The organism is Variovorax sp. R-27, assembly GCF_049913215.1.
GTDB lineage: Bacteria > Pseudomonadota > Gammaproteobacteria > Burkholderiales > Burkholderiaceae_C > Variovorax.
In genome coordinates this window covers 6084340-6109750 of the sequence record NZ_CP183984.1, presented here as the reverse complement: position 1 = coordinate 6109750, position 25411 = coordinate 6084340, and the positions used below count along the sequence as shown (strand labels likewise).

Below are 25411 nucleotides of genomic sequence, written 5' to 3'. Positions count from 1 at the left end.
TCGTGCAGACCCCCGACTTAGGCCTGAATGAGCAAGAAAAAAAGCCGCACTCCGCGCGATGCGGTGTGCGGCCTTTTTACGAAGAGCCTGGAGCGTCAGTCGATCAGGCCGATTTCAAGCGCGCCGGCCGTGGCCGGGTTGCGCGAGCCGACCATCGCGAAGAGCTTGCTGCTCTGGCTTGCGAAGTGGAACGCGGTGCCGCCGAACGTTGCCGCGCGCATGTTGAGCGGGCCGATCGTACCCATCGAACCCAGCGTCGCACTGAGCGTGGCCGTGGTGCCGTCGGGTAGCACCTGCGCGCGGGCGTAGTTGACGGCGTCGATGGACGTGCCGCCCCAGCTGCCGTTGGTAGCGCCACCGCGTGCGGCGATGGTGGGCCATGTAGAGCGCTCCGGCAGGCCGATGCGGAACTGCGAGATCGTGGGCGTCGAGGAGCTGACGCCGGCCCCGAGGTAGACGTTCTCGCCACCGATGCGTGCGATCCCGAAGTTGCCGTTGTCGGAGGGATTGGTCACGCTCACGATGTGCCAGGTGTCGACGGTCGGGCCGGCCGACACGGTGTAGGTCCGCAGGGAGGCTGCAGGGCAGTTGTCGATGCGGTAAATCCCGTTGTCATTGCACAGGTAGAGCGTGGCGCCTCCGTTGGCGATCTGGACCTGCGTGATCGACGAATCGCCGGTGGTGGCCGTCAGGTTGATGCCCAGACGGTTGTAGACGCCGTCGAGAGCTGCCTGCGTCTTCACCAGCGCACGCGATGCCACGAACGGCCGCACGCCGTAGCTCACCGGCGTGACCTGCGCGACAGCGAACGGGAACGATCCGACCACCGTGTCCGTCGCGAGGCGGAAGCGCGCCGTGTTCACCGGGCTTGTGATGCGGCTGCTGTCGAAGATGAAGCTGCCGGCTTCTGCCGCGTCTTCGGCGAAGCTGCCGGAGGCGATGGCGCCGGTCTCGTCGGTCATCTCGTAGTGCTTGCTGTCCAGGTTCAGCGCCAGCGTCTGCCGCGTGCCGTTGGTGGCGTAGACCTTGTAGCGGCCGTTGCGTGCGTCGGGCGCGGTGCCGGTGTCGATCAGGTTGATCTGGATGTAGCCCTGCGTGTTGGGGTTGCGCGAACCGACGACCACCGAGAGCAGACCGTTCTGCATCGCGAAGTAGCTGCTCGCGCCGCCGCTGTTGACGGTGCGGATGCCTTCGGGCGGCAGCGGAAAGGTGCCGCCTATCGGCATCGTCAGGGTGCCGTAGGTGCCGTCCGTGCTGGTGGCTGTGCGCACCGAGTTGGCGGTGTCGATCAGGTTGCTGCCCCAACTGCCCGTGGTCGATGCGCCGATGCCGCGGGTGGTGGGCCAGTTCGAAGAGTCGGGCAGACCGATCCTCAAGAGCTGGGTGGTTGGCGCAGTCGGGCTGGTGCCCGCCGCCAGATAGACGTTCTGGCCGCCGATGCGCGCCATCCGGAACCTCACTGTGTCAGCGGCATCGGCAATGTTGGTCGCAACCCACGCGCTGTCGATGTCTGCGGCGATTGTGTAGGTTCGCTTCGACGTGGCGGGACACAAGGCGATTCGGTAGACCACGTTGTCGAGACAGATCTCGAGCGTCGTGCCGGTGCCGGAGACGCGCATGGACAGGATTTGCGAGTCCGAAGCGCCGGCGCCGTTGCGTGTTATGCCGAGGCGGTTGTAGTCGCTGTCGAGCAATGCGGCGTCAGTCACGAAATCGCGCGCGGCGATGAAGGGCTGCGCGGCATACGCAGCGGGGCTCGAGTACGCGTTCTGGAACGGGAAGGCACCGACGATGGCGTCCGTCGTCACCCTGAAGCGCGAGGTGTTGGCCGCAGTCGTGATCCGACTGCTGGCAAAGACGTAGGTCCCCGGCTCGGTGAAGTCTTCGCTGAAAGTGCCGGACTCGGCCAGGCCGAGGTTGTCCGTCATCGTGTAGCTGCCGGCGTCGAAATCGACCGCCAGTTGCTGTTGCGTGCCATTGGCCGCGTAGACGCGATAGCTGCCGTTGCGCGCGTCCGCGCCCAGGGTCTTGCCGGCCGCGACCTCCGGCTTGCCGCTGCCGCCCGACGACAGCGAAAGGCCACCGGAGCCGCCTCCTCCTCCCCCGCAAGCCGCCAGCAAGGCGACCATGCACCAACTCGCAAGATTCCTCGTCATCCTCATTTTTGTGCCCTTTTGTTTTCAGATAGGCTCGACAACAGGCCGGTTGGCTGCTGAACCAAACCCGAGGAAATCGTAACCAGAGGTCAATGTCACTCCGAGGGTGACAAATGTCAGCCAAGCCCCGAGCATTGGCGCAGGCTCTTGCCCCGTCTACAATCCGCCGTTCCGAGGAGCGTTGCAGCGCCGTCAGGCGTGAGGCTCGGACCACACATCGCAACCACGCTCACCCGCTGTTCTTGCGGTGAGTCCGTTCCCCGTACGCAGCGGCATCTTTCAAACCAGTTTTGTTGGAGTTCCCATGAGCGCTGTTCTCAAGCCCACCCCCGTTTCGACCGCCGACCAGGCGATCGCCGACCTGTCCCTCGCCGCCTGGGGCCGCAAGGAAATCAAGATCGCGGAAACCGAGATGCCCGGCCTGATGGCCATCCGCGAAGAGTTCTCGAAGGCGCAGCCGCTGAAGGGCGCGCGCATCACGGGCTCGCTGCACATGACCATTCAAACGGCCGTGCTGATCGAGACGCTGCAGGCGCTAGGCGCGACCGTGCGCTGGGCCTCGTGCAACATCTTCTCGACGCAGGACCACGCCGCCGCCGCCATCGCCGCGGCAGGTACGCCGGTGTTCGCCATCAAGGGCGAGTCGCTGAAGGATTACTGGGACTACACCCACGCCATCTTCGACTTCGGCCCCAAGGACTCGAAGGGCGAAGGCCCGAACATGATCCTGGACGACGGCGGCGACGCCACGCTGCTGATGCACCTGGGCCAGCGCGCCGAGAAGGACCTGGGCGTGCTCGCCAACCCGGGCAGCGAGGAAGAGCGCATTCTTTTCGCTGCCATCAAGGCCAAGCTGGCCGTCGATTCGACCTGGTACACCCGCAAGTCGGCCGAGATCATCGGCGTGACCGAGGAAACCACCACCGGCGTGCACCGCCTGAACGAGATGAGCGCCAAGGGCACGCTGCTGTTCCGCGCCATCAACGTGAACGACTCGGTCACCAAGAGCAAGTTCGACAACCTGTACGGCTGCCGCGAATCGCTGGTGGACGGCATCAAGCGCGCGACCGACGTGATGATCGCCGGCAAGGTGGCGTGCGTGGCCGGCTACGGCGACGTGGGCAAGGGCTCGGCTCAGGCGCTGCGCGCACTGTCGGCGCAAGTGTGGGTCACCGAGATCGACCCGATCAACGCCCTGCAGGCCGCGATGGAAGGCTACAAGGTCGTGACGATGGAATATGCCGCCGACAAGGCCGACATCTTCGTGACGACCACCGGCAACAAGGACGTCATCACGCACGACACGATGGCCAAGATGAAGGACCAGGCCATCGTCTGCAACATCGGCCACTTCGACAACGAGATCGACGTCGCGTCGATCGAGAAGTACGAGTGGGAAGAAATCAAGCCGCAGGTCGACCACATCAAGTTCCCGGACGGCAAGAAGATCATCCTGTTGGCCAAGGGCCGCCTCGTGAACCTGGGCTGCGGCACGGGCCACCCGAGCTTCGTGATGTCGTCGTCGTTCGCGAACCAGACCATCGCCCAGATCGAGCTGTTCACCAAGCCCGACGCCTACCAGGCCGGCAAGGTCTACGTGCTGCCCAAGCACCTGGACGAGAAGGTCGCGCGCCTGCACCTGAAGAAGGTCGGCGCCATGCTCACCGAGCTGACCGACGCGCAGGCCGCCTACATCGGCGTGAGCAAGAACGGTCCATACAAGCCGGACACGTACCGCTACTGATCGACAACGGATGCGCGCTGATCAACTGTTGGTGGAGCGCGGCCTGGCCGCGTCGCGTTCGCAAGCGGTGCGGCTCATTGCCGGCGGCCTGCGCTGGCGCGACGCGGGCACGAGCGACGCGTGGCGCTCGGTCGTCAAGAACAAGGACGACGTGCCCGAGTCGGCCGAGCTCGAGCTCGCCGATGCGGCCGAGGCGCGCTACGTGTCGCGCGGCGGGCTCAAGCTCGAAGGCGCGTTGGCCGAGAGCGGCATCGATCCTTCCGGCAAGCTGTGCCTCGACGTGGGCCAGTCGACCGGCGGGTTTACCGATTGCCTGCTGCAGCGCGGTGCCGCGAAGGTGGTTGGCGTCGATGTCGGCCATGGGCAACTGCATGCGCGGTTGCGCGATGACGAGCGCGTGGTTGCCATCGAAGGCGTCAATGCGCGTGCGTTGTCGCCCGATGACCTGGAAGAAGAAGGCGAGTCGCGTTTCGACCTGATCGTTGGCGACCTCTCGTTCATTTCGCTCACGCTGGTGCTGCCGGCGGTGGTCGAATTTCTGGCGGACGACGGGCGTCTGCTGATGCTGGTCAAGCCGCAGTTCGAACTGCAGCCCGGCCAGGTCGGCAAGGGCGGCATCGTGCGCGACGAGTCGATGTATGCGGTGGTCGAGAAGCGCCTGCACGATGCCTGCGAGGCGCTCGGCCTGCGGGTGCTGCAGTGGTTCGACAGCCCGATCGCCGGAGGCGACGGCAACCGCGAGTTTTTCATTCACGCCGTTCGTGCCGTCCAGGACGCGAACGACGGTTCCTAAGGAGACGCAGGTGCGCCTTCCGCTGAGTTTCGAATTCTTCCCGACCAAGACGCCCGAAGGCGCGGTCAAGCTGCGCGCCGTGCGCCAGCAGCTGTATGTGCGCAAGCCGCAGTTCTGCTCGGTCACGTACGGCGCGGGCGGCTCCACGCACCAGGGCACTTTCGGTGCGGTGCAGGAGATCCTGTCCGAAGGCGTGGACGCCGCGAGCCACTTCTCGTGCATTGGCGCCACGCGCGCCACGGTGCGCGAGCAGCTCGCCGAGCTGAAGGCCATGGGCGTCAAGCGCCTCGTGGCCCTGCGCGGCGACCTGCCGAGCGGCTATGGCATCGGCGGCGAATTCCTGTATGCGAGCGACCTCGTCGCCTTCATCCGCGAAGAGACCGGCCGAGACTTCCACATCGAGGTGGCCTGCTACCCCGAGATCCATCCGCAGGCCCGTTCGCCCGAGGCTGATCTGCAGGCCTTTGCCGCCAAGGTGAAGGCGGGCGCCGATTCGGCAATCACGCAGTACTTCTTCAGCCCCGAGGCCTACTTCCGCTTCGTCGACGACGCGCGCAAGCTGGGGCTCGACACGCCGATCGTGCCGGGCATCATGCCGATCACGAGCTCGACGCAGCTCATGCGCTTCTCGGACGCCTGCGGCGCCGAGATTCCGCGCTGGATCCGCCTGCGTCTGCAAAGCTTCGGCGACGACACGGCATCGATCAAGGCCTTCGGCCTCGATGTGGTGACCGACCTGTGCGCACGTCTGCGCGACGGTGGCGCCCCGGCGCTGCACTTCTACACAATGAACCAGTCGGCGGCCACGCTGGCTGTACTGGAGCGCCTCGATTGAGAGGGCGCGCGGGGCTTCGTGCAGTCCTGGTCGCTGCGACCTGCGTTCTCGCCGGTTGCGCCATGCCGCCGGCCACGGACGCCGAAGGCGGAACGGGGAAGCTGCTGCCCTTGCCCCGCGCCATCGCGGTGCCGCCGGGCGCGGCGCCGCGTTCGAGCGTGCCGTCGGTGCGCTATGACCTGGCGGTGTCCGGAATGGGCGAACAGACGCCGGACGACGGCGTGCCCGGCGACGACGGGCCGCGCGAAATCTTCGAGCGCGGCGGCGCCTCCTGGTACGGCATCCAGTTCCACCAGCGCAAGACCGCCAGCGGCGAGCGCTTCGACATGACCGCCCTGACGGCGGCCCACAAGACCCTGCCTTTCAACACGCGCGTGTGCGTGCGCAGCCTCGTCAACGGCAGCGAGGTGCTGGTGCGCATCAACGACCGCGGGCCCTATGCAGCGGGCCGGGTGATCGACCTGAGCCGCGCGGCGGCCGACCGCATCGGCCTGACGGGCCTGGGTATCAAGCAGGTGGCGCTGTCGATCGTCGACCGTGAAGGGATGCGCTGCGGTGGTTTGCCGGTGGAGGCAGGCGATGCGTCGGCGCCAGTGGCGGCTGCGGCCGTGCAGCAGCGAGCCAAGTCGCCGGTGCCCGCGCGGCGCAAGGTGATCGTGCCGCCTCGTCGCCGTAAATAAGAAACGAAAAGGCGGAGGCTCAGCCGCCCGAATCGAGCGAGAAGGCGGCGTGCCGGTCTTGCGCCAGGCGCTCCACCAGCTGCGGCAGCGCAGCCGCCAGCAGCGGCTTCAGCGTGTACGGCGGATTGATCAGGAACATGCCGCTGGCCGGCAGCCCCGGCCGGTGGGTTTCGCCCGACGCATCCGTCGTGATCTTGCTGGACTTGACCGTCAGCGTGGCGTGCAGCCACGACTTGCCGGCCTTGGTCGCCATCGTCTTGAGCCGGCGCGGCAGGTCGTGCGCCTCGGGGCGCGGAATGATCGGATACCAGATCGCGTAGGTGCCGGTGGCAAAGCGCTTGAGCGCCTCGGCCGCGAAATCGAGCACCCGGCCGTAGTCGGTCTTCATCTCGTAGCTGGGGTCCATCAGCACCAGTGCGCGGCGCGACGGCGGCGGCAGGAACTTGGTGGCGCTGCCGAAGCCGTCTTCGCGCAACACCGCGATCTGGCGGCCGGCCTCGAGCTGGGCGATGTTGGCGTCCAGCGTGCGGGCGTCGGTCGGGTGCAGCTCGAACAGCTTGAGCTTGTCGTGGTCGCGCAGCAGGTGCTGCACGATGAACGGCGAGCCGGGGTAGACGCGCGCGCCGCCCTTGGGGTTGAAGTCGTGGATCACGCTGAGGTAGCGCGCGATCGCATCGGCCAAGGGGGCTTCGGCTTCGGGCGCTACCTTTTTGGTAGCGGACTTCGCCGCGGGGGCGGGCGTGGTGGGCTCTTTCTTGTCTGAAAGAAGGCGCAGGATGCCGTCTGCCGCTTCGCCGCTGGTGCCGGCGTAGTCGCCGTCGAGCCGGTACAGACCGGCGCCGGCGTGAGTGTCGACGACCGTCAGGGCTGCCTCTTTTTCAAGCAGATGGTCGAGCGTGGCAATCAGCACCGTGTGCTTGAGCACGTCGGCGTGGTTGCCGGCATGGAAGGCGTGGCGGTAACTGAACATAGGGGGAGGATGGTAACGGTGTTGGGCCGCACATATGCGAATTTGCCAGCACAGGGCCATTCTTTATATAATCGCGGGCTTCGCAGCGTTTTTGTGGCCCCGCGGCGAAGACTACCTTCCCACCTAAGAGATTCCCGTCAGAGGAACGCCGACCGTGGAAAAGGGCCCGACAAACCCTCTTTTCAAGAGAAAAACTCATGACCAAAACGTTCAGCGCCAAGCCCGCTGACGTGACGCACGAGTGGTTTGTGATTGACGCGACCGACAAGGTCCTCGGACGAGTAGCCAGCGAAGTTGCTCTCCGTTTGCGCGGCAAACACAAGGCCATTTACACGCCTCACGTCGATACCGGTGACTTCATCGTCATCATCAACGCCGCGCAACTGCGCGTCACCGGCGCCAAGTCGATCGACAAGGTGTACTACCGTCACTCGGGCTACCCGGGCGGTATCACGGCGACGAACTTCCGCGACATGCAATCCAAGCACCCGGGCCGCGCCCTGGAAAAGGCTGTCAAGGGCATGCTGCCCAAGGGCCCGCTCGGTTACGCGATGATCAAGAAACTCAAGGTGTACGGTGGTGCTGAGCACCCGCATACCGCCCAACAGCCCAAAGTGCTGGAACTGTAAGGAGCCTTGAGAATGATTGGTGAATGGAACAATGGCACCGGCCGTCGCAAATCGAGCGTCGCCCGCGTGTTTCTGAAAAAAGGCACCGGCAAGATCACGGTCAACGGCAAGGACATCCAAGAGTTCTTCGGCCGCGAAACCTCGATCATGATTGCCAAGCAGCCCCTCGCGCTGACCAACAACCTCGAAGCTTTCGACGTGATGGTGAACGTGAACGGTGGCGGCGAATCGGGTCAAGCCGGCGCCACGCGCCACGGCATCACCCGTGCGCTGATCGACTACGACGCGTCGCTCAAGCCCGTCCTGAGCCAAGCCGGCTTCGTGACGCGCGATGCACGTGAAGTCGAGCGCAAGAAGGTCGGTCTGCACTCCGCCCGTCGTCGCAAGCAGTTCAGCAAGCGCTGATCCACTGTTCGCTGCGAACAAGAAAAGCCGCCTTCGGGCGGCTTTTTCATTGGAAGCCCTCTTGGCACAGGGGCCTCCAACCCCACTTGCATTGGGGTGCACGCCACACCCAGCCTGCCGAGAATGCGGCATTGCAGTAGCATTCGTTCCATTGGCCGCATGTCCGGCCCCCTAGGAGTTATCACCCCATGAGCGCCGTTGCCGAAAACATCCAGACCCAGATGCCCGAGCCGATCGTCTTCACAGACAGCGCGGCCGCCAAGGTGGCCGACCTGATCGCCGAGGAAGGCAATCCCGACCTGAAGCTGCGCGTGTTCGTGCAGGGTGGCGGCTGCTCCGGCTTCCAGTACGGTTTCACTTTCGATGAAATCACCAACGAAGACGACACCACCATGACCAAGAACGGTGTGTCGCTGCTGATCGACGCCATGAGCTACCAGTACCTGGTCGGCGCCGAGATCGACTACAAGGAAGACCTGCAAGGCGCCCAGTTCGTGATCAAGAACCCGAACGCCACCAGCACCTGCGGCTGCGGATCGAGCTTCTCGGCCTGATGCCTGAATGCTGCTGACCCAGCTTCCCCAATAAGCCGCCTCCGGGCGGCTTTTTCGTTCCTGCTTCTCTTTTCCCTGCCTATGAACTCCGAGGCTGACGCCGCCGTCAATCCCGTTCGCAAGAGCCTGCTGTGGCTCGTCGCCGTCGGCTTCTTCATGCAGACGCTCGACGCCACCATCATCAACACCGCACTGCCGGCGATGGCCGCGAGCCTCGGCGAGAGCCCGCTGCGCATGCAGTCAGTGGTGGTGGCATATGCGCTCACCATGGCGATGCTGATCCCCGCTTCGGGCTGGATTGCCGACCGCTTCGGCACGCGGCGCATCTTTTTCTCGGCGATCGTGCTGTTCGCCGCCGGATCGGTGCTGTGCGCGCTCTCGCACGGGCTGGGCCAGTTGGTGGCCGCCCGGGTGGTCCAGGGCCTGGGCGGCGCGTTGCTGCTGCCCGTGGGGCGCCTGGCGCTGCTGCGCACGGTGCCGCGTGGGGAATTCCTGCAGGCGATGAGCTTTGTCGCCATTCCGGGCCTCATAGGGCCCTTGCTGGGCCCTACGTTGGGCGGCTGGCTGGTGCAGTACGCCTCGTGGCACTGGATCTTCCTGATCAACGTGCCCGTGGGGCTGCTGGGCTGCATCGCCACGCTCAAGTACATGCCCGACCTGCGCGGCGTGGTGCAGAAGCGTTTCGACAGCGTGGGCTACGCGATGCTGGCCTTCGGCATGGTGGCGATTTCGCTCTCGCTCGACGGCGTGGGCCTGCGCCAGGGCGGCGTGATGGTCGTGCTGATCTTCGGCTTCGCGAGCATCGTCGCCTACTGGCTGCGCGCTTCGCGTACGCCCGAGCCTCTGTTTGCGCCCTCGCTGTTTCATGTGCCGACGCTCAGCATCGGCCTGATCGGCAACCTGTTCTCGCGGCTGGGCAGCAGCTGCATGCCTTTCCTGGTGCCGCTGCTGCTTCAGGTGTCGATGGGCTATTCACCGGTGCGCGCCGGGCTGATGATGCTGCCGATCGCGTTGGCCGGCATGGCCATGAAGCGCTTCGCCACGCCGCTGATCACGCGCCACGGCTACCGCAAGGTGCTGGTGGTCAACACCATCCTCGTGGGCTGCACGATGGCCAGCTTCGGGCTGACGGCGCCGGGCCAGCCGATGGCGCTGCATGTGCTGCAGCTGCTGGCTTTCGGCGCGGTCAACTCGCTGCAGTTCACCGCGATGAACACGATCACGCTGAAGGACCTGGACGGCAGCATGGCCAGCAGTGGCAACAGCCTGCTGTCGATGGTGCAGATGCTGGCAATGAGCCTGGGCGTGGCCGCCGCGGGTGCCGTGCTGGCGGGTTACAACGGCATCTTCGGCACCGAAACGCCTGCGCACACGCTGGATGCCTTTCAGGCCACCTTTGCAAGTATGGGGCTGATCACGGTGGCTTCAGCGATGATCTTCTGGCATCTTCCCTCGGAAGTACGAGCGCCGCACCCCGCGCAGCCGGAGGTTTCCGGCCAGGGCTGAGGGCGAATCAGGCGGGGTAGATCGCGCCGAGCACCCGTGCCCCGCGCGCGCCAGTCACGCTGGCCAGATTGCCGGCCTCGCGCCGGACGGTCGCGCGAGCAAGCCATGCAAACGCCGCCGCCTCGACTTGTTGGGGCGGCAGGCCGTGATCGGTCGAAGCCGCCACATGGATGCCAGGCAGCAGGGCGCGCAGGCGGTCTAGCAGATGGTCGTTCAGCGCGCCACCGCCGCAGACGATCAGCAGCTTGCTATCTTTTCCATAGCTCTTCACGTCTACCGCACAGACCTGTGCGGTCAATTCGGCCAGCGTCGCCTGCACATCGGCAGGCGCCATCGTCGTGGTGCCGAGTTGCGCGGCGAGCCAGGTCGGGTTGAACAGGTCGCGCCCGGTGCTCTTCGGCGGCGTCTTGGCGAAGTACGGGTCGGCCAGCAGCTGCGAGAGCAGGGCGGGCAGCACCTGCCCGCTGGCGGCCCATTGGCCGCCACGGTCGAAGGGCTGGCCCTGGTTGGTCTGGCACCAGTGGTCCATCAGCGCGTTGCCTGGGCCACAGTCGAAGCCGAGCACGGTGGCGCCGCCCACCGTATTCGTCGCTGGCAGCAGGCTCAGGTTGGAAATGCCGCCGATGTTCAGCACGGCGACCGTCTCGTCGGCCCGAGCGAACAGCGCGCGGTGAAAGGCCGGCACCAGCGGCGCACCCTGGCCGCCGGCCGCGAGGTCGCGGCTGCGGAAGTCGCCGACCACGTCGATGCCGGTCAGTTCGGCCAGCAGCGAGGGATTGTTGACTTGCAGGGTGTAGCCGACCTCGTCGAACTCGAGCGGCCGGTGGCGCACCGTCTGGCCGTGCGCGCCGACGGCGGTGACGGCCTTGGCGTCGGTGCCGCTGTCCGCCAGCAACTGGGCGACGACACCGGCATACGCACGCGCCAGCCCGTTGCCGGCAAGTGCCGCGCGATGCAGTTCGCTGTCGCCAGGAGTGTTGAGTGCGAGCAGTTCGGCGCGCAAAGCCACGGGAAACTGCGCCGTGGCGTAGGCCTGCACCGCGATGCGGCCACCGGAAAAGTCGGCGAGCACGCCATCGACGCCATCGAGCGAGGTGCCCGACATCAGGCCGATGAAAAGTTCGGCGGCCATCTTTGGATCAGGGCTGGAGAGGCCGGCCGCGCGACGGAATCAGTCGGCGCTGGCCTGGATGACCGAGAAGGCAGCCGCCAGCTCGGTGCGCGCACCCACGGCGACACGCTCGAAGGCCGGGCGCATGGCGGCGGTGATCGGCGCGCCGCCTTCCTGTGCGATGGAAGCCGGGTCTTGATAGACGCCGCCCACGCGGAATTCGAAGTGCAGGTGCGGGCCGGTGGCCCAGCCGGTGGAGCCCACCGCGCCGACCGTCTGGCCCTGGCTCACTGCCTGGCCGGCCTTGACGTCGATGCGGCTCAAATGCGCGTACGCCGTCTGCTGGTTGTTGCGGTGATTGATGATGACGATGTTGCCGTAGCCGTTCTGCGTGCCCGCGAAATCGACCGTGCCGTCGCCGACCGAACGCACCGAGGTGCCGGTGGGTGCTGCGTAGTCGATGCCGTTGTGTTGGCGCCAGCTGTTCAGGATCGGGTGCATGCGCATCGCGAAGCCGCTGGACACGCGCGAGAACTCGACCGGTGTTGCCAGGTAGGCCTTGCGCAGGCTGTCGCCGTTCGGGCGGTAGTAGCTGCCTTTCTGGCCCGCGCCCGGAGGCTGGAACCAGACGGCCTGGTGGATCTTGCCGTTGTTCTCGAACTCGGCCGACAGCACGCGGCCGCTGCGCAGCGCCTGTCCGTCGGCTTCGAAGGTTTCGTACACCACGGCGAAGCGGTCGCCCTTGCGCAGGGCGCGCACGTCGACGTCGCCCGCGAAGATGTCGGCCAGCTGGCTTGCCACCGCGTCGGGAATGCGCGAGTCGTCGGTGGCGGCGAACAGCGAGGTGCGGATGGTGCCGCTCGCCAGGCGCGTGCCCGGCGTGAGCATGTCGCGCTCGGTCACGCCGGCAAAGCCGGTGGGCGTGCGTTCGATGACGAAGCGCTTGAAGCCGCCGTCGCCATCGGGAATCCAGCGGGCGCTGAGCTTCTTGAGCTGGTTTTCCTGCGTGGCCTCGGCCGTCACGGTGCGGCCGGCGCGAGAGAACAGCGCGTTGCGGGCTTCCACGCTGCTGCGCACGAAGGCGGTGGCGGCCGGGTCGGAAATGCCCAGGCGCTTCATCAGGGCCTCGGCCGTGTCGCTCGAACGGGTGACGTCGGTGCGGAACAGGGTGAAGCTGAAGTTTTCGAGCGATTCGCTCTGGTCGGCGAACGAGGTTGGCGTCGTCGCTTCGAGAATCTGGTGGACCGGGAGGTCGGATGCGTCAGGACCGAGCGATGCCACCGCGAGGGTGCCGGCGCTCAGCAGCGCGGCAGCAATGACCGCGGTGATCTGCTTGGGGTACGTCCGGAATGTATAGGCCACGCGAGAAGCAAGTAGCTCCTCGGCGGCAAGAATGCCGTTGATCAAACTGTGAATTCCAGCTCAGGTTCTGCAAATCCGTGCTGCAAGGCCCAGTACGTTCAGGGCGGCAGCAGACGGTGCGGAAAAAAGCGCCGCTTAGAATTCGGCGCTTGAAAAGTCGGGCTGAGTATAGCTTCGGCACCCCCAAAGTCAGCTAAAAAAGCCCGTAAAGGCCGAATCTGTTACATCCATGAGCCTCTCAAATAGTGTAGGACGCGCGCTAGAAATATCCCTCCGCGGCGCTGACGAGCTGCTGCCGCAGGACGAGTGGGTGCGCAAGCTCCAGCGCTCCGAAGCCACCGGGACCCCCCTGCGCATCAAATTCGGTCTGGACCCGACGGCGCCGGATATTCATCTGGGTCACACGGTGGTTTTCAACAAGATGCGCCAGTTGCAAGACCTGGGCCACACGGTGATCCCGCTGATCGGCGACTTCACCACCACCATCGGCGACCCGTCCGGGCGCAACAGCACCCGGCCGCCGCTGACCCGCGAGCAGATCGAGGCCAATGCGGCGACCTACTTCGACCAGCTGCGCCTGGTGCTGAACGTCGATATCGCCGAAGTCCGCTACAACTCCGAGTGGAGCGACCCCCTGGGCGCGCGCGGCATGATCCAGCTCGCCGCCAAGTACACGGTGGCCCGGATGATGGAGCGCGACGACTTCAACAAGCGCTTCAAGGGCGGCCAGTCGATCTCGGTGCACGAATTCCTCTACCCGCTGATGCAGGGCTACGACTCGGTCGCGCTCAAGAGCGATCTCGAACTGGGCGGCACCGATCAGAAATTCAACCTGCTCGTCGGTCGTCATCTCCAGCAGGAATATGGCCAAGAACCGCAGTGCATACTCACTATGCCATTGTTGGAAGGGCTCGACGGCGTCGAAAAGATGTCGAAGAGCAAGAACAACTACATCGGCATCAGCGAAGACGCCAACACCATGTTCGCCAAGGTGCTGTCGATTTCCGACGACCTGATGTGGCGCTGGTACACGCTGCTGAGCTTCCAGTCGCTGGAGCAGATCGCAGCGCTGAAGGCCGAGATCGAGGGCGGCCGCAATCCGAAGGACGCCAAGGTCGCGCTGGCCAAGGAAATCACCACGCGCTTCCACAGTGCGGCGGCGGCGGACGCGGCCGAGCAGGATTTCATCAACCGCAGCAAGGGTGGCGTGCCGGACGAGATTCCGGAGGTGTCGCTGTCGGGTGCTCCGCTGGGCATCGCCCAACTGCTCAAGCAGGCGAACCTGGCGCCTTCGACGTCGGAAGGCAATCGCTTGATCGACGGTGGCGGCGTGCGAGTCGATTCCGCCGTGATTAGCGACAAGGGGCTGAAGCTGGCCGCCGGTACTTATGTCGTCCAGGTCGGACGACGCAAATTCGCCCGCGTGACCCTGAGCTGAGGGTTTTTCAGCGAACCTCGATGGTGACGCGCCGGTTCCGCGGCTCGTCCACCTCGTCGGCAGTCGGGACGGCCAGGTCGCGCTCGCCGCGGCCCACGGCCTCGATGCGGTTGGCCGGGAACTGGCGTTCCACGAAGAGCTGGACCACTTCCTGCGCCCGACGACGCGACAACTGGTCGTTCTGCTCGCCGCTGCCCTTGGTGTCGGTGTGGCCCGTGACCACGATGTCGCCGCCGCTGCGCGCCAACGCCGCAGCCAGCGCCTCGGTCATGATCTGCTGCGAAGCCGGCGTCAACGTGGTGCCGCCGAGCTCGAAATACACCGTGTAGCGCTGCGGCGGAGGCGGGCGCATGTCGAACAGCGGCTTGTTCTCTGCCTGCACCTTGGCCGGATCGGCCTGGTCGACCACCGGAGCGCCCTTTGCGCCCACTGCGGCCGTGGCGCGCTGGTAAGGCGTGGAAAGCACTTCTTCTCCGTCCTTGGCGCGCACCACCACTGCCGATGGCTTGCCGTCCGCCTGCGGCAGCAGCACCACCCGCGTGCCGGGCGTCGAGCATGCGGCCAGCAGCAGGGCGGCCAGCGCGGCCGGAAGAAGGAATGCGAGGCGGGACTGTTGGGGGTTGGGGGTCTTCATCATGGCTGGCCGTCGGCTTGCACGATGAAGTCGGTGCCGCGAATGCCGATGGTGGCCGTCTGCGTCTCGACCCGCACTGCGTCGGGATTGGTCTTGCCGATCAGGCCGGTGATCATGCGCATGGAGCCTCGCAGCAGCGAGACCAGCATGCCGCCTTCGTGCGTCGTGCCGTCGAAGTGGAATTCCTTCAGGTCGAGCCGCGACGAGGGGCCGACCACCAGTGTCGTGTCGTCGCGCAGCACCACGGAGGCCGAGGAGTCGGGTCCGGTCACGATGCGGTCCACGGCGCCCAGCGCGTCGCCGGGGCTGGCCGCGCGGGTGGCGCCGGCGCCGTTGAGCAGTTGCACGTTGCCGCGCACGAACTTCACGAAGCCCGCCTGGGGATCCGCCTTGGCGGCGGGGGCGGCTGTAGCAGGCGCCGGTGCGGACGCGGCTGCGGCAGGTGGCGCCGCCACGGGAGCGGCCGATGGCGTCTGGGCTTGTGCCAGCGCGGCCGAGGCCACAATGGCGAGGCCGCCCAAGGCGATCACGAGGTTTTTCATCATCTGGGCTCTCTGCGAAGGACAGTTTCGCGTTGGTCGCAAATTATTAATGCGAAGGCGTTACATGTAGACACGGAGCCGATAATTCAGGCAGTTCTTGCGGCCTTTTACCGCTTTTTGCGTTGCCTTCTGCCCAATTCCCATGGTTTTTGCATGACGTTGACCCCCAAGACGCTGCTGCGTGTGTCCGTTGCCGTGGCCTTGATCACGATTGTGCTCAAGGGCCTGGCTGGCTACATGACGAATTCGATGGGCCTGATCTCGGACGCGATGGAGTCCTTCGTGAACCTGGCGAGCGCCATGTTCGCGCTGGCCATGGTGACCATCGCCGAGCGGCCCGCCGACGACGACCATCCCTACGGCCACCACAAGGCCGAGTACTTTTCCTCGGGCTTCGAAGGCATCCTGATCGTTGGTGCGGCCATTGCGATCCTCTGGGTGTCCATCCAGCGCCTGCTGTCGCCGCAGCCGCTGGAGCAGCTGGGCTGGGGCCTGGCGCTGTCGGTGCTCAGCTCGGGCTTCAACGCAGGGTTGGCTTTCATGCTCTTCCGCGCGGCACGCACGCACCGTTCGATCGCGCTGGAGGCCGACGGCCGCCACCTGATGACCGACGTCTGGACCTCCGCCGCCGTGGTGGTCGGCATCGTCGGCGTGCAGCTCAGCGGCTGGCTCTGGCTCGACCCGTTGCTGGCCATTGGCGTAGCGCTCAACATCGTGCGCGAGGGCGTCAAGCTGGTGTGGCGCTCGTCGCAGGGCCTGATGGACGAAGCCCTCGACCCCGAAACCCTCGCCACCGTGCGCGCCACCCTCGACGCCTTCGCCGCCCGCATGCCCGAAGGCACGCGGCTGCGCTTCGACGACATGGTGACCCGCAGCGCCGGCCAGCGCCGCTTTGCCGACCTGCACATGCACGTGCCTGGCGACTGGACCCTGCAGCATGCCGCCAACATGCGCGACCAGCTGGAGCAGGCCCTGATGGACGCCGTGCCCGGCCTGCGCGTGACGATCCAGCTCCTGCCCCTGACCATGGAAGCCCGCGCCACCCAGGCCGGCGAACATCACGCCTTATGAAAGCTGTTCTCCAACGCGTGGCAAATGCACGCGTCGACATTGCCGGCCGCACCGTCGGCGCCATCGACGCGGGCCTGCTCGTGCTGCTGTGCGCAGAGCGCGGCGACGTCGACGCGCTCGCCGACCGCATGCTCGCCAAGATCCTCAAGCTGCGCATCTTCTCGGACGAGGCCGGCAAGATGAACCGCAGCGTGCAGGACATCGGCGGCGGCCTGCTGGTGGTGAGCCAGTTCACGCTGGCGGCCGACGCGAGCGGCGGCAACCGCCCCAGCTTCACCCAGGCCGCGCCGCCCGACGAAGGCCGCCGGCTCTACGGGTACTTCGTGGCGCAGGCGCGCGCCGCGCACCCGGTGGTTGCCACCGGCGAGTTCGGCGCCGACATGCAGGTGCACCTGCTGAACGACGGGCCCGTCACCATCCCGCTGCAGATGACGGCGTAGCGGCGGCGGCCGCTTATTTACTTGCCGTACGGGCTGCGAATGCCCAGGCCCGCAAGAATCTCGATTTCGTACGCTTCCATCTCGTCAGCGTCGGCCTCGCTGGTCTCGTGGTCCCAGCCCTGCGCATGCAGCGTCCCGTGCACCAGCAGGTGCGCGTAGTGGTCGGCCAGCGTCTTGCGGTTTTCCTTTGCCTCGCGCGCCACCACCGGAGCGCACAGCACCAGGTCGGCCATCACCAGCGGGCTTTGCGCGTAATCGAAGGTCAGCACGTTGGTTGCGTAGTCCTTGCCGCGAAACTCGCGGTTCAGTCGCTGGCCCTCGTCGGCGTCGACGATGCGCACTGTGATCTCGCCGTCGATGTCCAGCGCATGGCGGATCCAGCGCGTCACGCTGTGGCGCGGCAGCGCGGCGCGATGGCGCTCCACGCCCTTGAAGCGGCCGAACTGCAGCGAGAGCGAAAGTGCGGGAAGTGCGGATGCGGCCATCTCAGTGGGCTCCCGCGCGCTTGCGCTGGCCGTCGTAGGCATCGACGATCTTCGCCACAAGCGGGTGGCGCACCACGTCCACGCTCGTGAAGTGCGTCATGGCGATGCCGTTCACTCGCTTGAGCACGCGTTCGGCGTCGATCAGCCCGCTCAACTGCTGCTTGGGCAGATCGATCTGGCTCACGTCGCCCGTCACCACCGCGCGCGCGCCGAAGCCGATGCGTGTGAGGAACATCTTCATCTGCTCGGGCGTGGTGTTCTGTGCCTCGTCGAGGATCACGAAGGCGTTGTTCAGCGTGCGCCCGCGCATGAAGGCCAGCGGCGCGATCTCGAGCGCATTTCGCTCGAAGGCCTTCTGCACCTTCTCGTAGCCCATCAGGTCATAGAGCGCGTCGTACAGCGGGCGCAGGTACGGGTCGACCTTCTGCGTCAGGTCGCCCGGCAGAAAGCCCAGCCGCTCGCCTGCTTCCACCGCGGGCCGCGTCAGCACGATGCGCTGCACCGCGGCACGCTCCAGCGCATCGACCGCGCAGGCCACTGCGAGGTACGTCTTGCCGGTGCCGGCTGGGCCGATGCCGAAGGTGATGTCGTGCTTGGCGATGTTGTCGAGGTACAGCGCCTGCGTGGGTGTGCGCGCGCGCAGGTCGGTGCGGCGGGTGACGAGCATCGCGATGTCGTCGTCACCATCGAGCATTCCGCCGTCGCCGGCCAGCGTGAGCTGCACCACCGCCGCGTCGATGGGCCGCTGGGCAATTTCGTACAGCGCCTGCAGCACGTCCATTGCGCGCTGCGCGGAGGCCTTGGGGCCGTCGACCTTGAACTGTTCGTGACGGTGCGCGATCTTCACGCCCAGCGCTTCCTCGATGCGGCGCAGGTGGGCGTCCAGAGGTCCGCACAGGTGGCCGAGGCGCGAATTGTTCAGTGGGGTAAAGGTGTGTCGCAGAATCACGCCGGACATTTCAAGGAAAAAGGGCACCCATGATAGGCAAACTGACCGGCACGCTGGCCGAACGCAACCCACCGCAGGTAGTTGTGGACTGCAACGGAGTCGGCTATGAGGTCGACGTGCCGATGAGCACGTTCTACAACCTGCCGAACCTCGGCGCGAAGGTCTCGCTGCTCACGCACTTCGTCGTGCGCGAGGACGCGCAGATTCTCTACGGCTTCGGCACTGCGGAGGAAAGGGCAGCCTTTCGCCAGCTCATCAAGATCACCGGCGTGGGGCCGCGCACCGCGCTGGGCCTGCTCTCGGGCATGAGCGTGGGTGAGCTTTCGCAGGCGATCACGACGCAGGAACTCGGCCGGCTCGTGAAGATTCCGGGCATCGGCAAGAAGACCGCCGAGCGGCTGTTGCTTGAACTCAAGGGCAAGCTCGGCGCTGACATCGGCCTGCCGGCGCATGCGGCTTCCGATGCGCAGGCGGACATTCTCCAGGCGCTGATCGCGCTGGGGTACAGCGACAAGGAGGCCGCGCTTGCGCTCAAGGCGCTGCCGAAGGATGCGACGGTGAGCGAGGGGATCAAGATGGCCCTCAAGTCGCTCGCGAAGTAGGTCGCAACGGCGCGAGGACCGACGACATGCCCAACTGCGACTTCTACGCCACGAAGGACGACCACGAGGGCCTGCTCTCGTGGCTGTTCGCCGAAGAAGCCTGTGATGTGTACGAACTCGCATCCGACTTCGAGCAGCCGCTGAAATGCTTCCGCTCGGCGACCGAGGTGCTCGCGCAGTTCGAGCGCAGCTACCCCAATGGCAAGAGGTGGCGCGCCGTGCATCTCCAGCTGTATGTGCGCGGCGCGGGCCCCACCTTCGTGCCGCGCCGCGTGACTCTGAACCCGCAGGCTTGCGGTGGTGCCACCTTCCGCTACAACGCCGATGGCTGGGGTTTGGTGCAGCTGTGCCTGGGCTCGGCCTCCGAGGGCGATGCGCGACTGGAAAACTCGCACACCAATCACAACTCGATGAAGCGTGCACAGACGTGGTCGGATACTGTGGACATTCTCGGCGGTGTCGAGGCCTGGGACTTCGGCAGGATCACGTCCTTCTCGTCCCGTCTCAACCGCGAAATCCGAAAGCGCGGTGTTGCCAAGGTTGGCAGCCAGGCCGTGTTGCCTGGTGCGCTGAAGCTGTGGGACATCGGCGTGGCCATGGGCCCCTACAAGCCCGGCGAGTACGAACTCCAGCGGACGGGCGCGTAGCGTTCGCGCCGCTCAGGGATAGATCTTCTCGCCCTTCGCCAGCATCTCGACGAACTTCTCGATGCGCCGCGCCCGGGTCTCGGGCTTCTTCGCCCCCTGAGTACGAAACAGCACCGCAAAGCGGTTGCGCGCATCCAGCGTGGCGAAGAACTTCGCAGCTTTCTTGTTCGCGTCCAGCGCGGCCTGAAGATCGGGCGGCACTGTCGCCACGCTCGCGGCTTCGTAGGCCGCGTCCCAGCGCCCGTCGGCCTTCGCGCGCTCGATCTCGACCTGTCCGGCCGGCTGCATGCGGCCTTCGTCTATGAGCTTGAGCACCTTGGCGCGGTTGATCTGCGACCAGATGCTGCGCTTGGTGCGCGGCGTGAAGCGTTGCAGGAAATACTGCGCGTCCTCGCTCTTGCGCTGGCCGTCGATCCAGCCGTAGCACAGCGCTTCCTCGAGTGCGGCGGGGTGGTCGATGGAGGCGATGCCGCTGTCCTTCTTCGCGATGCGAAGCCATACGCCGGCGGCGGTCGCGTGGTGGCGCTTGAGCCAGCGTGTCCACGACGCGGCATTGGTGCACTCGATCGGCGTGTCGTGCGGAACGCGCTCTGCCGTCTTCGTGGTCATGGCACCCACCAGTAGCGCAACGCGTGAAAGTAGATCGGCGCCGCGAAGATCACCGAGTCGAGCCGATCGAGCATGCCGCCGTGGCCTTCGATCATCGAACCCCAGTCCTTCACGCCGCGGTCGCGCTTGATGGCCGACATCACCAATCCGCCGAAGAAACCCATCAGGCAGATCGTGAGCGCCATCAGCGCCGCCTGCCACGGGTTGAACGGCGTGGCCCAGTACAGCGCGGCGCCCAGCGCGGTGGCGCTCGCCACGCCGCCGATCAGGCCTTCCCAGGTCTTGGAGGGCGACAGCTCGGGCGCCACCTTGCGCTTGCCGAAGAGCTTGCCCCACACGTACTGCAGCACGTCGCTGCCCTGCACCACGATCACGAGGAAGGCGATCAGCAGCAGGTTGCGACCTTCGAAGCCGGGAATCTGCAGCGTGAGCAGGGCCGGCACATGGCTGATGCAGAACACGCACACCATCAGCCCCCACTGGATCTTCGAGGTGCGTTCCAGGAAGCGGCGCGTGTCGCCGCCGACCGCCGCCAGGATCGGCAGCAGCAGGAAGGCATAGACCGGGATGTAGATCGCGTAGAGCCCGTACCAGTCGATCCAGATCAGGAAATACTGCCCCGGCAGCGCGAGGTAGAAAGCCAGCGCGATCGGCGCATGGTCGCCGCGCCGCGTGTAGGCCAGGCTGATGAACTCGCGCAGCGCATAGAACGAGATCAGATAGAACAGCACGATCACACCGCCCTTGCCGAAGGCAAAGGCAATGCCGATCACCGCCACCATCACCCACCACGCATTGACGCGCGAGTTGAGGTTGTCGATTACCGAATGCGGCTGGCCGTGCGCCACGCGCCACTTGAGCAGCGCGCCGATGGCCGAGGCCAGTATCAGCACGCCGGCCACGCCGCCGAAAAGTTTGAGCGTGGTCCACGCGAAGGGAGAGAGTTCGATCACGAGGCGCTCCCTCCGTTGCTTTGTTCGTTCTGTTGTTCGATGCGGTCGTATTCGGGGCGCAGGTCTAGCATCGCCGTGCGCGCGCGAGCGATGAAGGTGTTCTTGTCTTCCCCTTCGGCCAGCTTGATCGGCGCGCCGTAGCGCACCGTGCACGCGAGCGGAATAGGCACCAGCGTGCCCTTGGGCAGCACGCGCTTCAGGTTCTCGATCCACACGGGCACCAGCCGCACGTTGGGGCAGGCGCGCGCCAGGTGGAAGAGCCCGCTTTTCAGCGGCAGCAGGATCTCGTCGCCCGTGTTGCGCGTGCCCTCGGGGAACATGATGAGCGAGTCGCCGGCGTCCAGCGCCTCCTTCATCTGCTCGACAGGGTTCTCGCCCTGGCCCGATCCGTCGCGGCGGATCATCAGCGCATTGAACACGTCGGCGCCGATGAACTGGCGCGTCTTCGAGGCCATCCAGTAGTCCTGCCCGGCCACCGGCCGCGTGAGCGCGCGCAGATCGGGCGGCAGCGTGGCCCACAGCAGCACGAAGTCGCCGTGGCTCGTGTGGTTGGCGAAGTACAGCGTCTGCTCGGCCTTCGGCGTGGTGCCCGACCAAATGGCGCGCACCCCGGTCAGCAGCCCGGCCGCGCCGATGATCAGCTTGCCCGCCACGATGGCGAGCCCGCGCCGCAGCACGGTGCTTTCGGGCTTGTCGTTGTTCTTGTTGTTTTCTTCGGTCAAGAGAGGTCCTGTGTCATCAAGGCAAGGAGGAACAAGGCGCTCTGGCAGGCCACGACGATGGCATGGCGCTGCATGAGCTGTCGGGTGCCCTGCACGCGGTCGTCGAGCGGGCGCGTGGTGTTGTGTTGCGACGGCGGTGGCTCGCGCAGTCCGAGCGTGGAGAGCGCTTTGTCGAGCGCTTCGAGCGAAGCGACGGTGTTGCGCGCGAGGCCGTCGAACAGCGCTTCGTCGAAGCGCAGCCGGAACGCGAAGTAGCGCTCCAGCGCGCCGAGGATCACGACCGCGCCGAAGCCCATGGTGGCCGTGGTCGAGAGCGAGCGCAGCGTCAGCGCAAGCACCAGCGCCGAGATGCAGGTGAGCGCGAAGCCCCAGAGGCCCAGCAGCGCGATGGCGCGCAGAAGGCCCGCCAGCGCGGCGCAGGTGGTTCGGTCGGTGTCATCGGTCATGGGGCGGTACCTCCGGCAAAGGTTTGAACGGCTCCAGTGACACCCGCCAGGCAGCCCGCAGCACGATCTGCGGCCGTGCGCGGCGCACCGTGTCCTCGGCCTGGGCGACGCTGCCGGCCGGGCCGTAGCGGCCCAGCCAGGCGATCACCGCCGCAGCGCTGCGCGAGAAGCCGAGCGCGCAGCAGACCCACACTGTGGCACCGTCCGCGTTCCGGCGCTGGCCTTCGATGACGGCCGCCGCGCGCTGCAGGCGCACGGTTGGCGGCACCGTCAGGTCGAGCAGCGGCACGCAGCGCGCATGCGGCACGCCCGTGGGCATCTGCAGCTCGGCGCACAGGCTCACCAGCCGGGGCTGCCCGGCGGCCAGCCATTCGGCGTGCGTCGGCCGGCGGCCCAGCCGCAGGCCCGGCACCACTTCGACCGAAGCCGGCAGCTTGCGCGTCCAGAGCCAGGCGTTGATGGCGGCGGCGAGCCGATAGGGCGCCAGCATCCAGCGCGCGGCCCAACCCATGCGACCACGGCCGTCCATCTGGAAGCCGCGTGCGCCGAAGCCGGCGTAGTTCAACGCCACCAGCGCCAGCGACGCGGCCGGCCATGCGAGCCACAGCGCGACGCCACCGCCGTACAGCGCGGCCGCCAGGAACAGCGCCGCGCCCACTGCATAGAAACCCGCCAGCTTCCAGCGCTGCGCATCGCGCGTGATGCGCCACGCGCGCGGCATCGACACCACGCGCTCCAGCGGCCACAGCCATACGCAGAACAGGCCGAGCAGGGCACCGGTCGGAATGTCGATGAAGTGGTGCTGCCACGTCGTGAGCACCGACGCGCAGATGGCGAAGGCCCACACATGCAGCACCAGCCGCGCCCAGAGGGGCCGGATGAACTGCCGATACCAATCCCACAGGATCACGGCCAGCGCGATGTGCAGCGAAGGCGCCTGGTTGAACGGCTGGTCGAACCCGCGCAGCGCGTTGAACAGAAAGGCCGGCGCCCCGTCGACTGGCGGCTGCCCGAAGCTGAAGTGCAGCGGCCAGAGGATGAAGCAGCTGCAGGCGACGAGCGTGGCCGTGACCAGCCGCAGCGCGTGCCGGTCGAGCGTGTGCCGGCTGCGCGCCAGGAACAGCGACAGCGCATAGAAGACGTTGATCGTCCAGTAAGGAAAGATCGTCCACGGCCAGAACGGCACTTGCCGCTCCCACTCGAAAGCCATCGACGGCACGTTCGCCCGCGTGGTCGCCCACCAGTTGGCGAAACCATAGGTCGCATAGAACAGCGGCCCCAGAAACACCAGCCATGCCGCGGCGCGCTTCCAGGGCCGTTGCGCCAGCCAGGCGGTCATTGCGTGACGCGCACTGCCAGCGACACCGTGAAGATGCCCCACTCGTCGACCCGCTGGTCGATCTTGCGGAAGCCCGCTTCTTCCACCAGCTGGTCCATCTCGTACTGGGTGCGACGGCGCATCACCCAGGCCTCGCCCTGGCGATGGCTGGTGAGGGCGCGCGCGATCATCTCGAGCTGCGGGTGCCACGGCTGCCCGGTGTAGACGAGGTAGCCGCGGTCTTCCACCGCGTCGCCCACGCCCGCGAGCGAGCGGCGCACCATCTCGTTGTCGGGGAACAGCTCGTACAGGCCAGACACCACGGCCAGCGTGGGCCGCGGCAATACGCTCGCGAGGCTCATGCGGTCGAAGGCGTCGGCCTGCACGAACTGCGCGACGTCCTCCAGGCCCTTCTCGGCGATGAGCGCCCGGCCATCGCGCACGTTGATGTCGCTGTAGTCGCGCAGCAGGATGGAACTGGCCTTGACGGGGCTGGCCAGTACCGCGTCGAGCACGTAGCGGCCGTGGCCGGCGGCGATGTCCATCACGCGCACCTCGCGGTGCATGTCGGCCAGGCGCTCCATCGCGATGCGCAGAAGCTCCTCGACATGGATCTTGCGTTGGCGGATGCCGCGCCAGCCGATGGAGTCCAGGTACGTCTTGTCGATGGAGCGGCCGATGGCCGAGCTGCCCTGCGGATGGTTGCGATACACGTAGTCGAGCGTGCTGCCCGAGTCGAAGCCGGTGGCGTGGCCGAGCTTGATGCCTTCAGACATCGTGCCGCCCAGCTTCAGGCTTGCGCGGGTCATGGCCCAGTAGGCGCCGCGCGGTGACAGGGGCGACAGCGGCTCGGCCAGCGCACGCGACTCGTCGGCCGTATCGCCGCTCAGGTGCGCCTCGCGGCGGTCCACCGGCACGGCCGGCTCGTCGAAGCGCTGCAGGATGAATTCGCGGATCTGCGCCACGGCCGGCGCCCGGTCTTTCTCGCCCAGCGTGTCGTGGAAGAAGCCCGGCAGTTCGGTCTTCGTCTTCACCGCGCTGCCCAGCCGCTCGAAGAACTGGTGCTGCGGCTTGTGGTGCACCACCCAGTCGGCGCCCGAAATGAGCAGCTGCACCGGCAGCGTGATCGCATTGGCGTCGGCCACCACGCGGTCGGCGGCTTCGTACAGGCCCAGCAGGATGTTGACCGCGATGGGCCGAGAGATCAGCGGATCGCTCTCGTAGCTGGCGATGCGTTCGGGGTCGTGCGTGAGGAACTTCGCCTTCACGTAGCTGTTGACGAAGAACAGGCCGCGCAGCTTGTGCATCAGCCCGAGCCCGGCGCGCGCGAACGGCACGTAGAGCTTGACCTTGAAGGCCGGCGAGGCGAGCGTGAGCCCGCGCACCTTGGGCGCGTAGTCGTGCGCCCAGGTGGCGATCAGCACCGCGCCCACGCTCTGCGCGACCACGTGGATGTCCTGCTCGGGCACGCCGTGTGCCGTGCCGATGTGCTGCACGAAGGTCTGCACGTCGCGCACCGAGGTGCCGAAGCTCGGGCTGTAGCCGCGCTGCCCGGGCGAGCGGCCGTGGCCGCGGGCGTCCCAGGCGAAGAAGTCGAAGTCGGGCAGGTTCAGCTCGTCGACCAGGTGCGCCATGCGCGCGCCGTGTTCATGGCCGCGATGGAACAGCACGATGGCGCCGCGCCGCGTGGCGCCGGTGGCTGGCCAGTGGCGGTAGAAAAGCGATTCGCCGTCGTGCGTCTGGAAATGAAGCTCGTTCGGAGCGCGTGGAGTGGTGTCGTTCATTGAATCCCTGTGAAATCTTGTAGGAG

Annotated in this window: 27 protein-coding genes and 1 riboswitch; of the genes, 13 read left to right on the top strand and 14 right to left on the bottom strand. The window is 66.5% G+C overall.

Translation table 11 applies throughout. The annotated features are described in order from the left end of the window. Window positions 1-95: 95 nt before the first annotated feature. A complete protein-coding gene (locus ACN9MV_RS28675) occupies window positions 96-2129 on the bottom strand; it encodes a hypothetical protein (protein ID WP_426390510.1) in 2034 nt (677 codons plus the stop codon). A 194-nt stretch (window positions 2130-2323) separates the two neighbouring features. Continuing rightward, a riboswitch (S-adenosyl-L-homocysteine riboswitch) is annotated at window positions 2324-2394 on the top strand. Window positions 2395-2460: 66 nt separating this feature from the next. Between ACN9MV_RS28675 and ahcY the strand changes: the two genes are divergently transcribed. The 4 genes from ahcY (at window position 2461) to ACN9MV_RS28655 (ending at window position 6208) form a co-directional block, all read left to right on the top strand. Next, window positions 2461-3900, top strand: coding sequence for an adenosylhomocysteinase (gene ahcY / locus ACN9MV_RS28670; RefSeq protein WP_093078405.1), 1440 nt, complete (start codon window positions 2461-2463; stop codon window positions 3898-3900). 10 nt (window positions 3901-3910) lie between these two features. Continuing rightward, the gene (locus ACN9MV_RS28665) at window positions 3911-4693 is read left to right on the top strand and encodes a TlyA family RNA methyltransferase (protein WP_093056702.1); all 783 of its coding nucleotides are present in this window, start codon (window positions 3911-3913) and stop codon (window positions 4691-4693) included. 10 nt (window positions 4694-4703) lie between these two features. Next, on the top strand, window positions 4704-5528 hold the full coding sequence (gene metF, locus ACN9MV_RS28660) for a methylenetetrahydrofolate reductase [NAD(P)H] (protein ID WP_093056701.1): 825 nt from the start codon (window positions 4704-4706) through the stop codon (window positions 5526-5528). Window positions 5529-5590: 62 nt separating this feature from the next. Beyond that, window positions 5591-6208 carry a septal ring lytic transglycosylase RlpA family protein gene (locus tag ACN9MV_RS28655; RefSeq protein WP_093078408.1) on the top strand — a complete coding sequence of 206 codons (618 nt, stop codon included), beginning with the start codon at window positions 5591-5593 and terminating at the stop codon, window positions 6206-6208. A 19-nt stretch (window positions 6209-6227) separates the two neighbouring features. Here the strand turns inward: ACN9MV_RS28655 and ACN9MV_RS28650 are convergent, their stop codons facing one another. Then, window positions 6228-7178 carry a 23S rRNA (adenine(2030)-N(6))-methyltransferase RlmJ gene (locus ACN9MV_RS28650; RefSeq protein ID WP_093078409.1) on the bottom strand — a complete coding sequence of 317 codons (951 nt, stop codon included), beginning with the start codon at window positions 7176-7178 and terminating at the stop codon, window positions 6228-6230. Between the two features lie 197 nt (window positions 7179-7375). Here ACN9MV_RS28650 and rplM point away from each other — a divergent pair, with 197 nt between their 5' ends. The 4 genes from rplM (at window position 7376) to mdtD (ending at window position 10272) form a co-directional block, all read left to right on the top strand. Further along, a complete protein-coding gene (rplM, locus tag ACN9MV_RS28645) occupies window positions 7376-7807 on the top strand; it encodes a 50S ribosomal protein L13 (RefSeq protein WP_028259766.1) in 432 nt (143 codons plus the stop codon). A gap of 12 nt (window positions 7808-7819) precedes the next feature. Continuing rightward, a complete protein-coding gene (rpsI, locus tag ACN9MV_RS28640) occupies window positions 7820-8212 on the top strand; it encodes a 30S ribosomal protein S9 (protein ID WP_093056698.1) in 393 nt (130 codons plus the stop codon). 188 nt (window positions 8213-8400) lie between these two features. After that, window positions 8401-8766, top strand: a complete 366-nt coding sequence (erpA, locus tag ACN9MV_RS28635; RefSeq protein ID WP_007827949.1) for an iron-sulfur cluster insertion protein ErpA — start codon at window positions 8401-8403, stop codon at window positions 8764-8766. A gap of 81 nt (window positions 8767-8847) precedes the next feature. Then, on the top strand, window positions 8848-10272 hold the full coding sequence (gene mdtD / locus ACN9MV_RS28630; protein WP_093056697.1) for a multidrug transporter subunit MdtD: 1425 nt from the start codon (window positions 8848-8850) through the stop codon (window positions 10270-10272). Window positions 10273-10279: 7 nt separating this feature from the next. On the opposite strand, the gene ACN9MV_RS28625 is transcribed toward mdtD, so the two are convergent. Together ACN9MV_RS28625 and ACN9MV_RS28620 are read right to left on the bottom strand one after the other, a co-directional pair. Further along, window positions 10280-11404: an anhydro-N-acetylmuramic acid kinase gene (locus tag ACN9MV_RS28625; RefSeq protein WP_426390509.1), complete on the bottom strand. Its 1125-nt coding sequence runs from the start codon at window positions 11402-11404 to the stop codon at window positions 10280-10282. 39 nt (window positions 11405-11443) lie between these two features. Continuing rightward, window positions 11444-12790: a peptidoglycan DD-metalloendopeptidase family protein gene (locus ACN9MV_RS28620; RefSeq protein ID WP_426390508.1), complete on the bottom strand. Its 1347-nt coding sequence runs from the start codon at window positions 12788-12790 to the stop codon at window positions 11444-11446. A 184-nt stretch (window positions 12791-12974) separates the two neighbouring features. Here ACN9MV_RS28620 and tyrS point away from each other — a divergent pair, with 184 nt between their 5' ends. Next, the gene (gene tyrS / locus ACN9MV_RS28615) at window positions 12975-14183 is read left to right on the top strand and encodes a tyrosine--tRNA ligase (RefSeq protein WP_426390507.1); all 1209 of its coding nucleotides are present in this window, start codon (window positions 12975-12977) and stop codon (window positions 14181-14183) included. Between the two features lie 7 nt (window positions 14184-14190). Here tyrS and ACN9MV_RS28610 read toward each other — a convergent pair whose 3' ends face one another. Next, complete coding sequence (locus ACN9MV_RS28610) at window positions 14191-14820, bottom strand: OmpA family protein (protein ID WP_426390506.1); 630 nt, start codon at window positions 14818-14820, stop codon at window positions 14191-14193. Continuing rightward, complete coding sequence (locus ACN9MV_RS28605) at window positions 14817-15362, bottom strand: FecR family protein (RefSeq protein WP_093078414.1); 546 nt, start codon at window positions 15360-15362, stop codon at window positions 14817-14819. The genes ACN9MV_RS28610 and ACN9MV_RS28605 overlap by 4 nt, the downstream gene beginning before the upstream one ends. A 150-nt stretch (window positions 15363-15512) precedes the next feature. On the opposite strand from ACN9MV_RS28605, the gene ACN9MV_RS28600 reads away from it, so the two are divergent. Together ACN9MV_RS28600 and dtd are read left to right on the top strand one after the other, a co-directional pair. Beyond that, window positions 15513-16430, top strand: a complete 918-nt coding sequence (locus ACN9MV_RS28600; protein ID WP_093177331.1) for a cation diffusion facilitator family transporter — start codon at window positions 15513-15515, stop codon at window positions 16428-16430. Next, window positions 16427-16870 (top strand): D-aminoacyl-tRNA deacylase, encoded by a 444-nt coding sequence (gene dtd, locus ACN9MV_RS28595; RefSeq protein ID WP_426390505.1) that lies wholly within the window; start codon window positions 16427-16429, stop codon window positions 16868-16870. The genes ACN9MV_RS28600 and dtd overlap by 4 nt, the downstream gene beginning before the upstream one ends. A 17-nt stretch (window positions 16871-16887) precedes the next feature. On the opposite strand, the gene ybeY is transcribed toward dtd, so the two are convergent. Next, entirely contained in the window at window positions 16888-17355 is a 468-nt protein-coding gene (gene ybeY / locus ACN9MV_RS28590) for an rRNA maturation RNase YbeY (RefSeq protein WP_093056690.1), read from the bottom strand. Window position 17356: 1 nt separating this feature from the next. Continuing rightward, entirely contained in the window at window positions 17357-18313 is a 957-nt protein-coding gene (locus tag ACN9MV_RS28585) for a PhoH family protein (protein ID WP_426390504.1), read from the bottom strand. Window positions 18314-18333: 20 nt separating this feature from the next. On the opposite strand from ACN9MV_RS28585, the gene ruvA reads away from it, so the two are divergent. Continuing rightward, entirely contained in the window at window positions 18334-18906 is a 573-nt protein-coding gene (gene ruvA / locus ACN9MV_RS28580) for a Holliday junction branch migration protein RuvA (RefSeq protein ID WP_093056689.1), read from the top strand. A gap of 26 nt (window positions 18907-18932) precedes the next feature. Continuing rightward, on the top strand, window positions 18933-19553 hold the full coding sequence (locus ACN9MV_RS28575; RefSeq protein ID WP_426390503.1) for a hypothetical protein: 621 nt from the start codon (window positions 18933-18935) through the stop codon (window positions 19551-19553). A gap of 12 nt (window positions 19554-19565) precedes the next feature. Here the strand turns inward: ACN9MV_RS28575 and ACN9MV_RS28570 are convergent, their stop codons facing one another. The 6 genes from ACN9MV_RS28570 to ACN9MV_RS28545 are packed head-to-tail and all read right to left on the bottom strand — an operon-like array spanning window position 19566 to window position 25385. Beyond that, window positions 19566-20162: a YdeI/OmpD-associated family protein gene (locus tag ACN9MV_RS28570; RefSeq protein WP_426390502.1), complete on the bottom strand. Its 597-nt coding sequence runs from the start codon at window positions 20160-20162 to the stop codon at window positions 19566-19568. Beyond that, window positions 20159-21115, bottom strand: coding sequence for a phosphatidate cytidylyltransferase (locus ACN9MV_RS28565; protein WP_093056687.1), 957 nt, complete (start codon window positions 21113-21115; stop codon window positions 20159-20161). Before ACN9MV_RS28565 ends, ACN9MV_RS28570 begins: the two co-directional genes overlap by 4 nt. Then, window positions 21112-21837, bottom strand: coding sequence for a lysophospholipid acyltransferase family protein (locus ACN9MV_RS28560; protein WP_371127381.1), 726 nt, complete (start codon window positions 21835-21837; stop codon window positions 21112-21114). Before ACN9MV_RS28560 ends, ACN9MV_RS28565 begins: the two co-directional genes overlap by 4 nt. Beyond that, window positions 21834-22283: a hypothetical protein gene (locus ACN9MV_RS28555; RefSeq protein ID WP_426390501.1), complete on the bottom strand. Its 450-nt coding sequence runs from the start codon at window positions 22281-22283 to the stop codon at window positions 21834-21836. Before ACN9MV_RS28555 ends, ACN9MV_RS28560 begins: the two co-directional genes overlap by 4 nt. Continuing rightward, window positions 22273-23622: a phosphatase PAP2/dual specificity phosphatase family protein gene (locus tag ACN9MV_RS28550; RefSeq protein ID WP_426390500.1), complete on the bottom strand. Its 1350-nt coding sequence runs from the start codon at window positions 23620-23622 to the stop codon at window positions 22273-22275. Before ACN9MV_RS28550 ends, ACN9MV_RS28555 begins: the two co-directional genes overlap by 11 nt. Continuing rightward, window positions 23619-25385, bottom strand: coding sequence for a bifunctional alpha/beta hydrolase/class I SAM-dependent methyltransferase (locus ACN9MV_RS28545; protein ID WP_093056684.1), 1767 nt, complete (start codon window positions 25383-25385; stop codon window positions 23619-23621). Before ACN9MV_RS28545 ends, ACN9MV_RS28550 begins: the two co-directional genes overlap by 4 nt. Window positions 25386-25411: the final 26 nt, after the last annotated feature.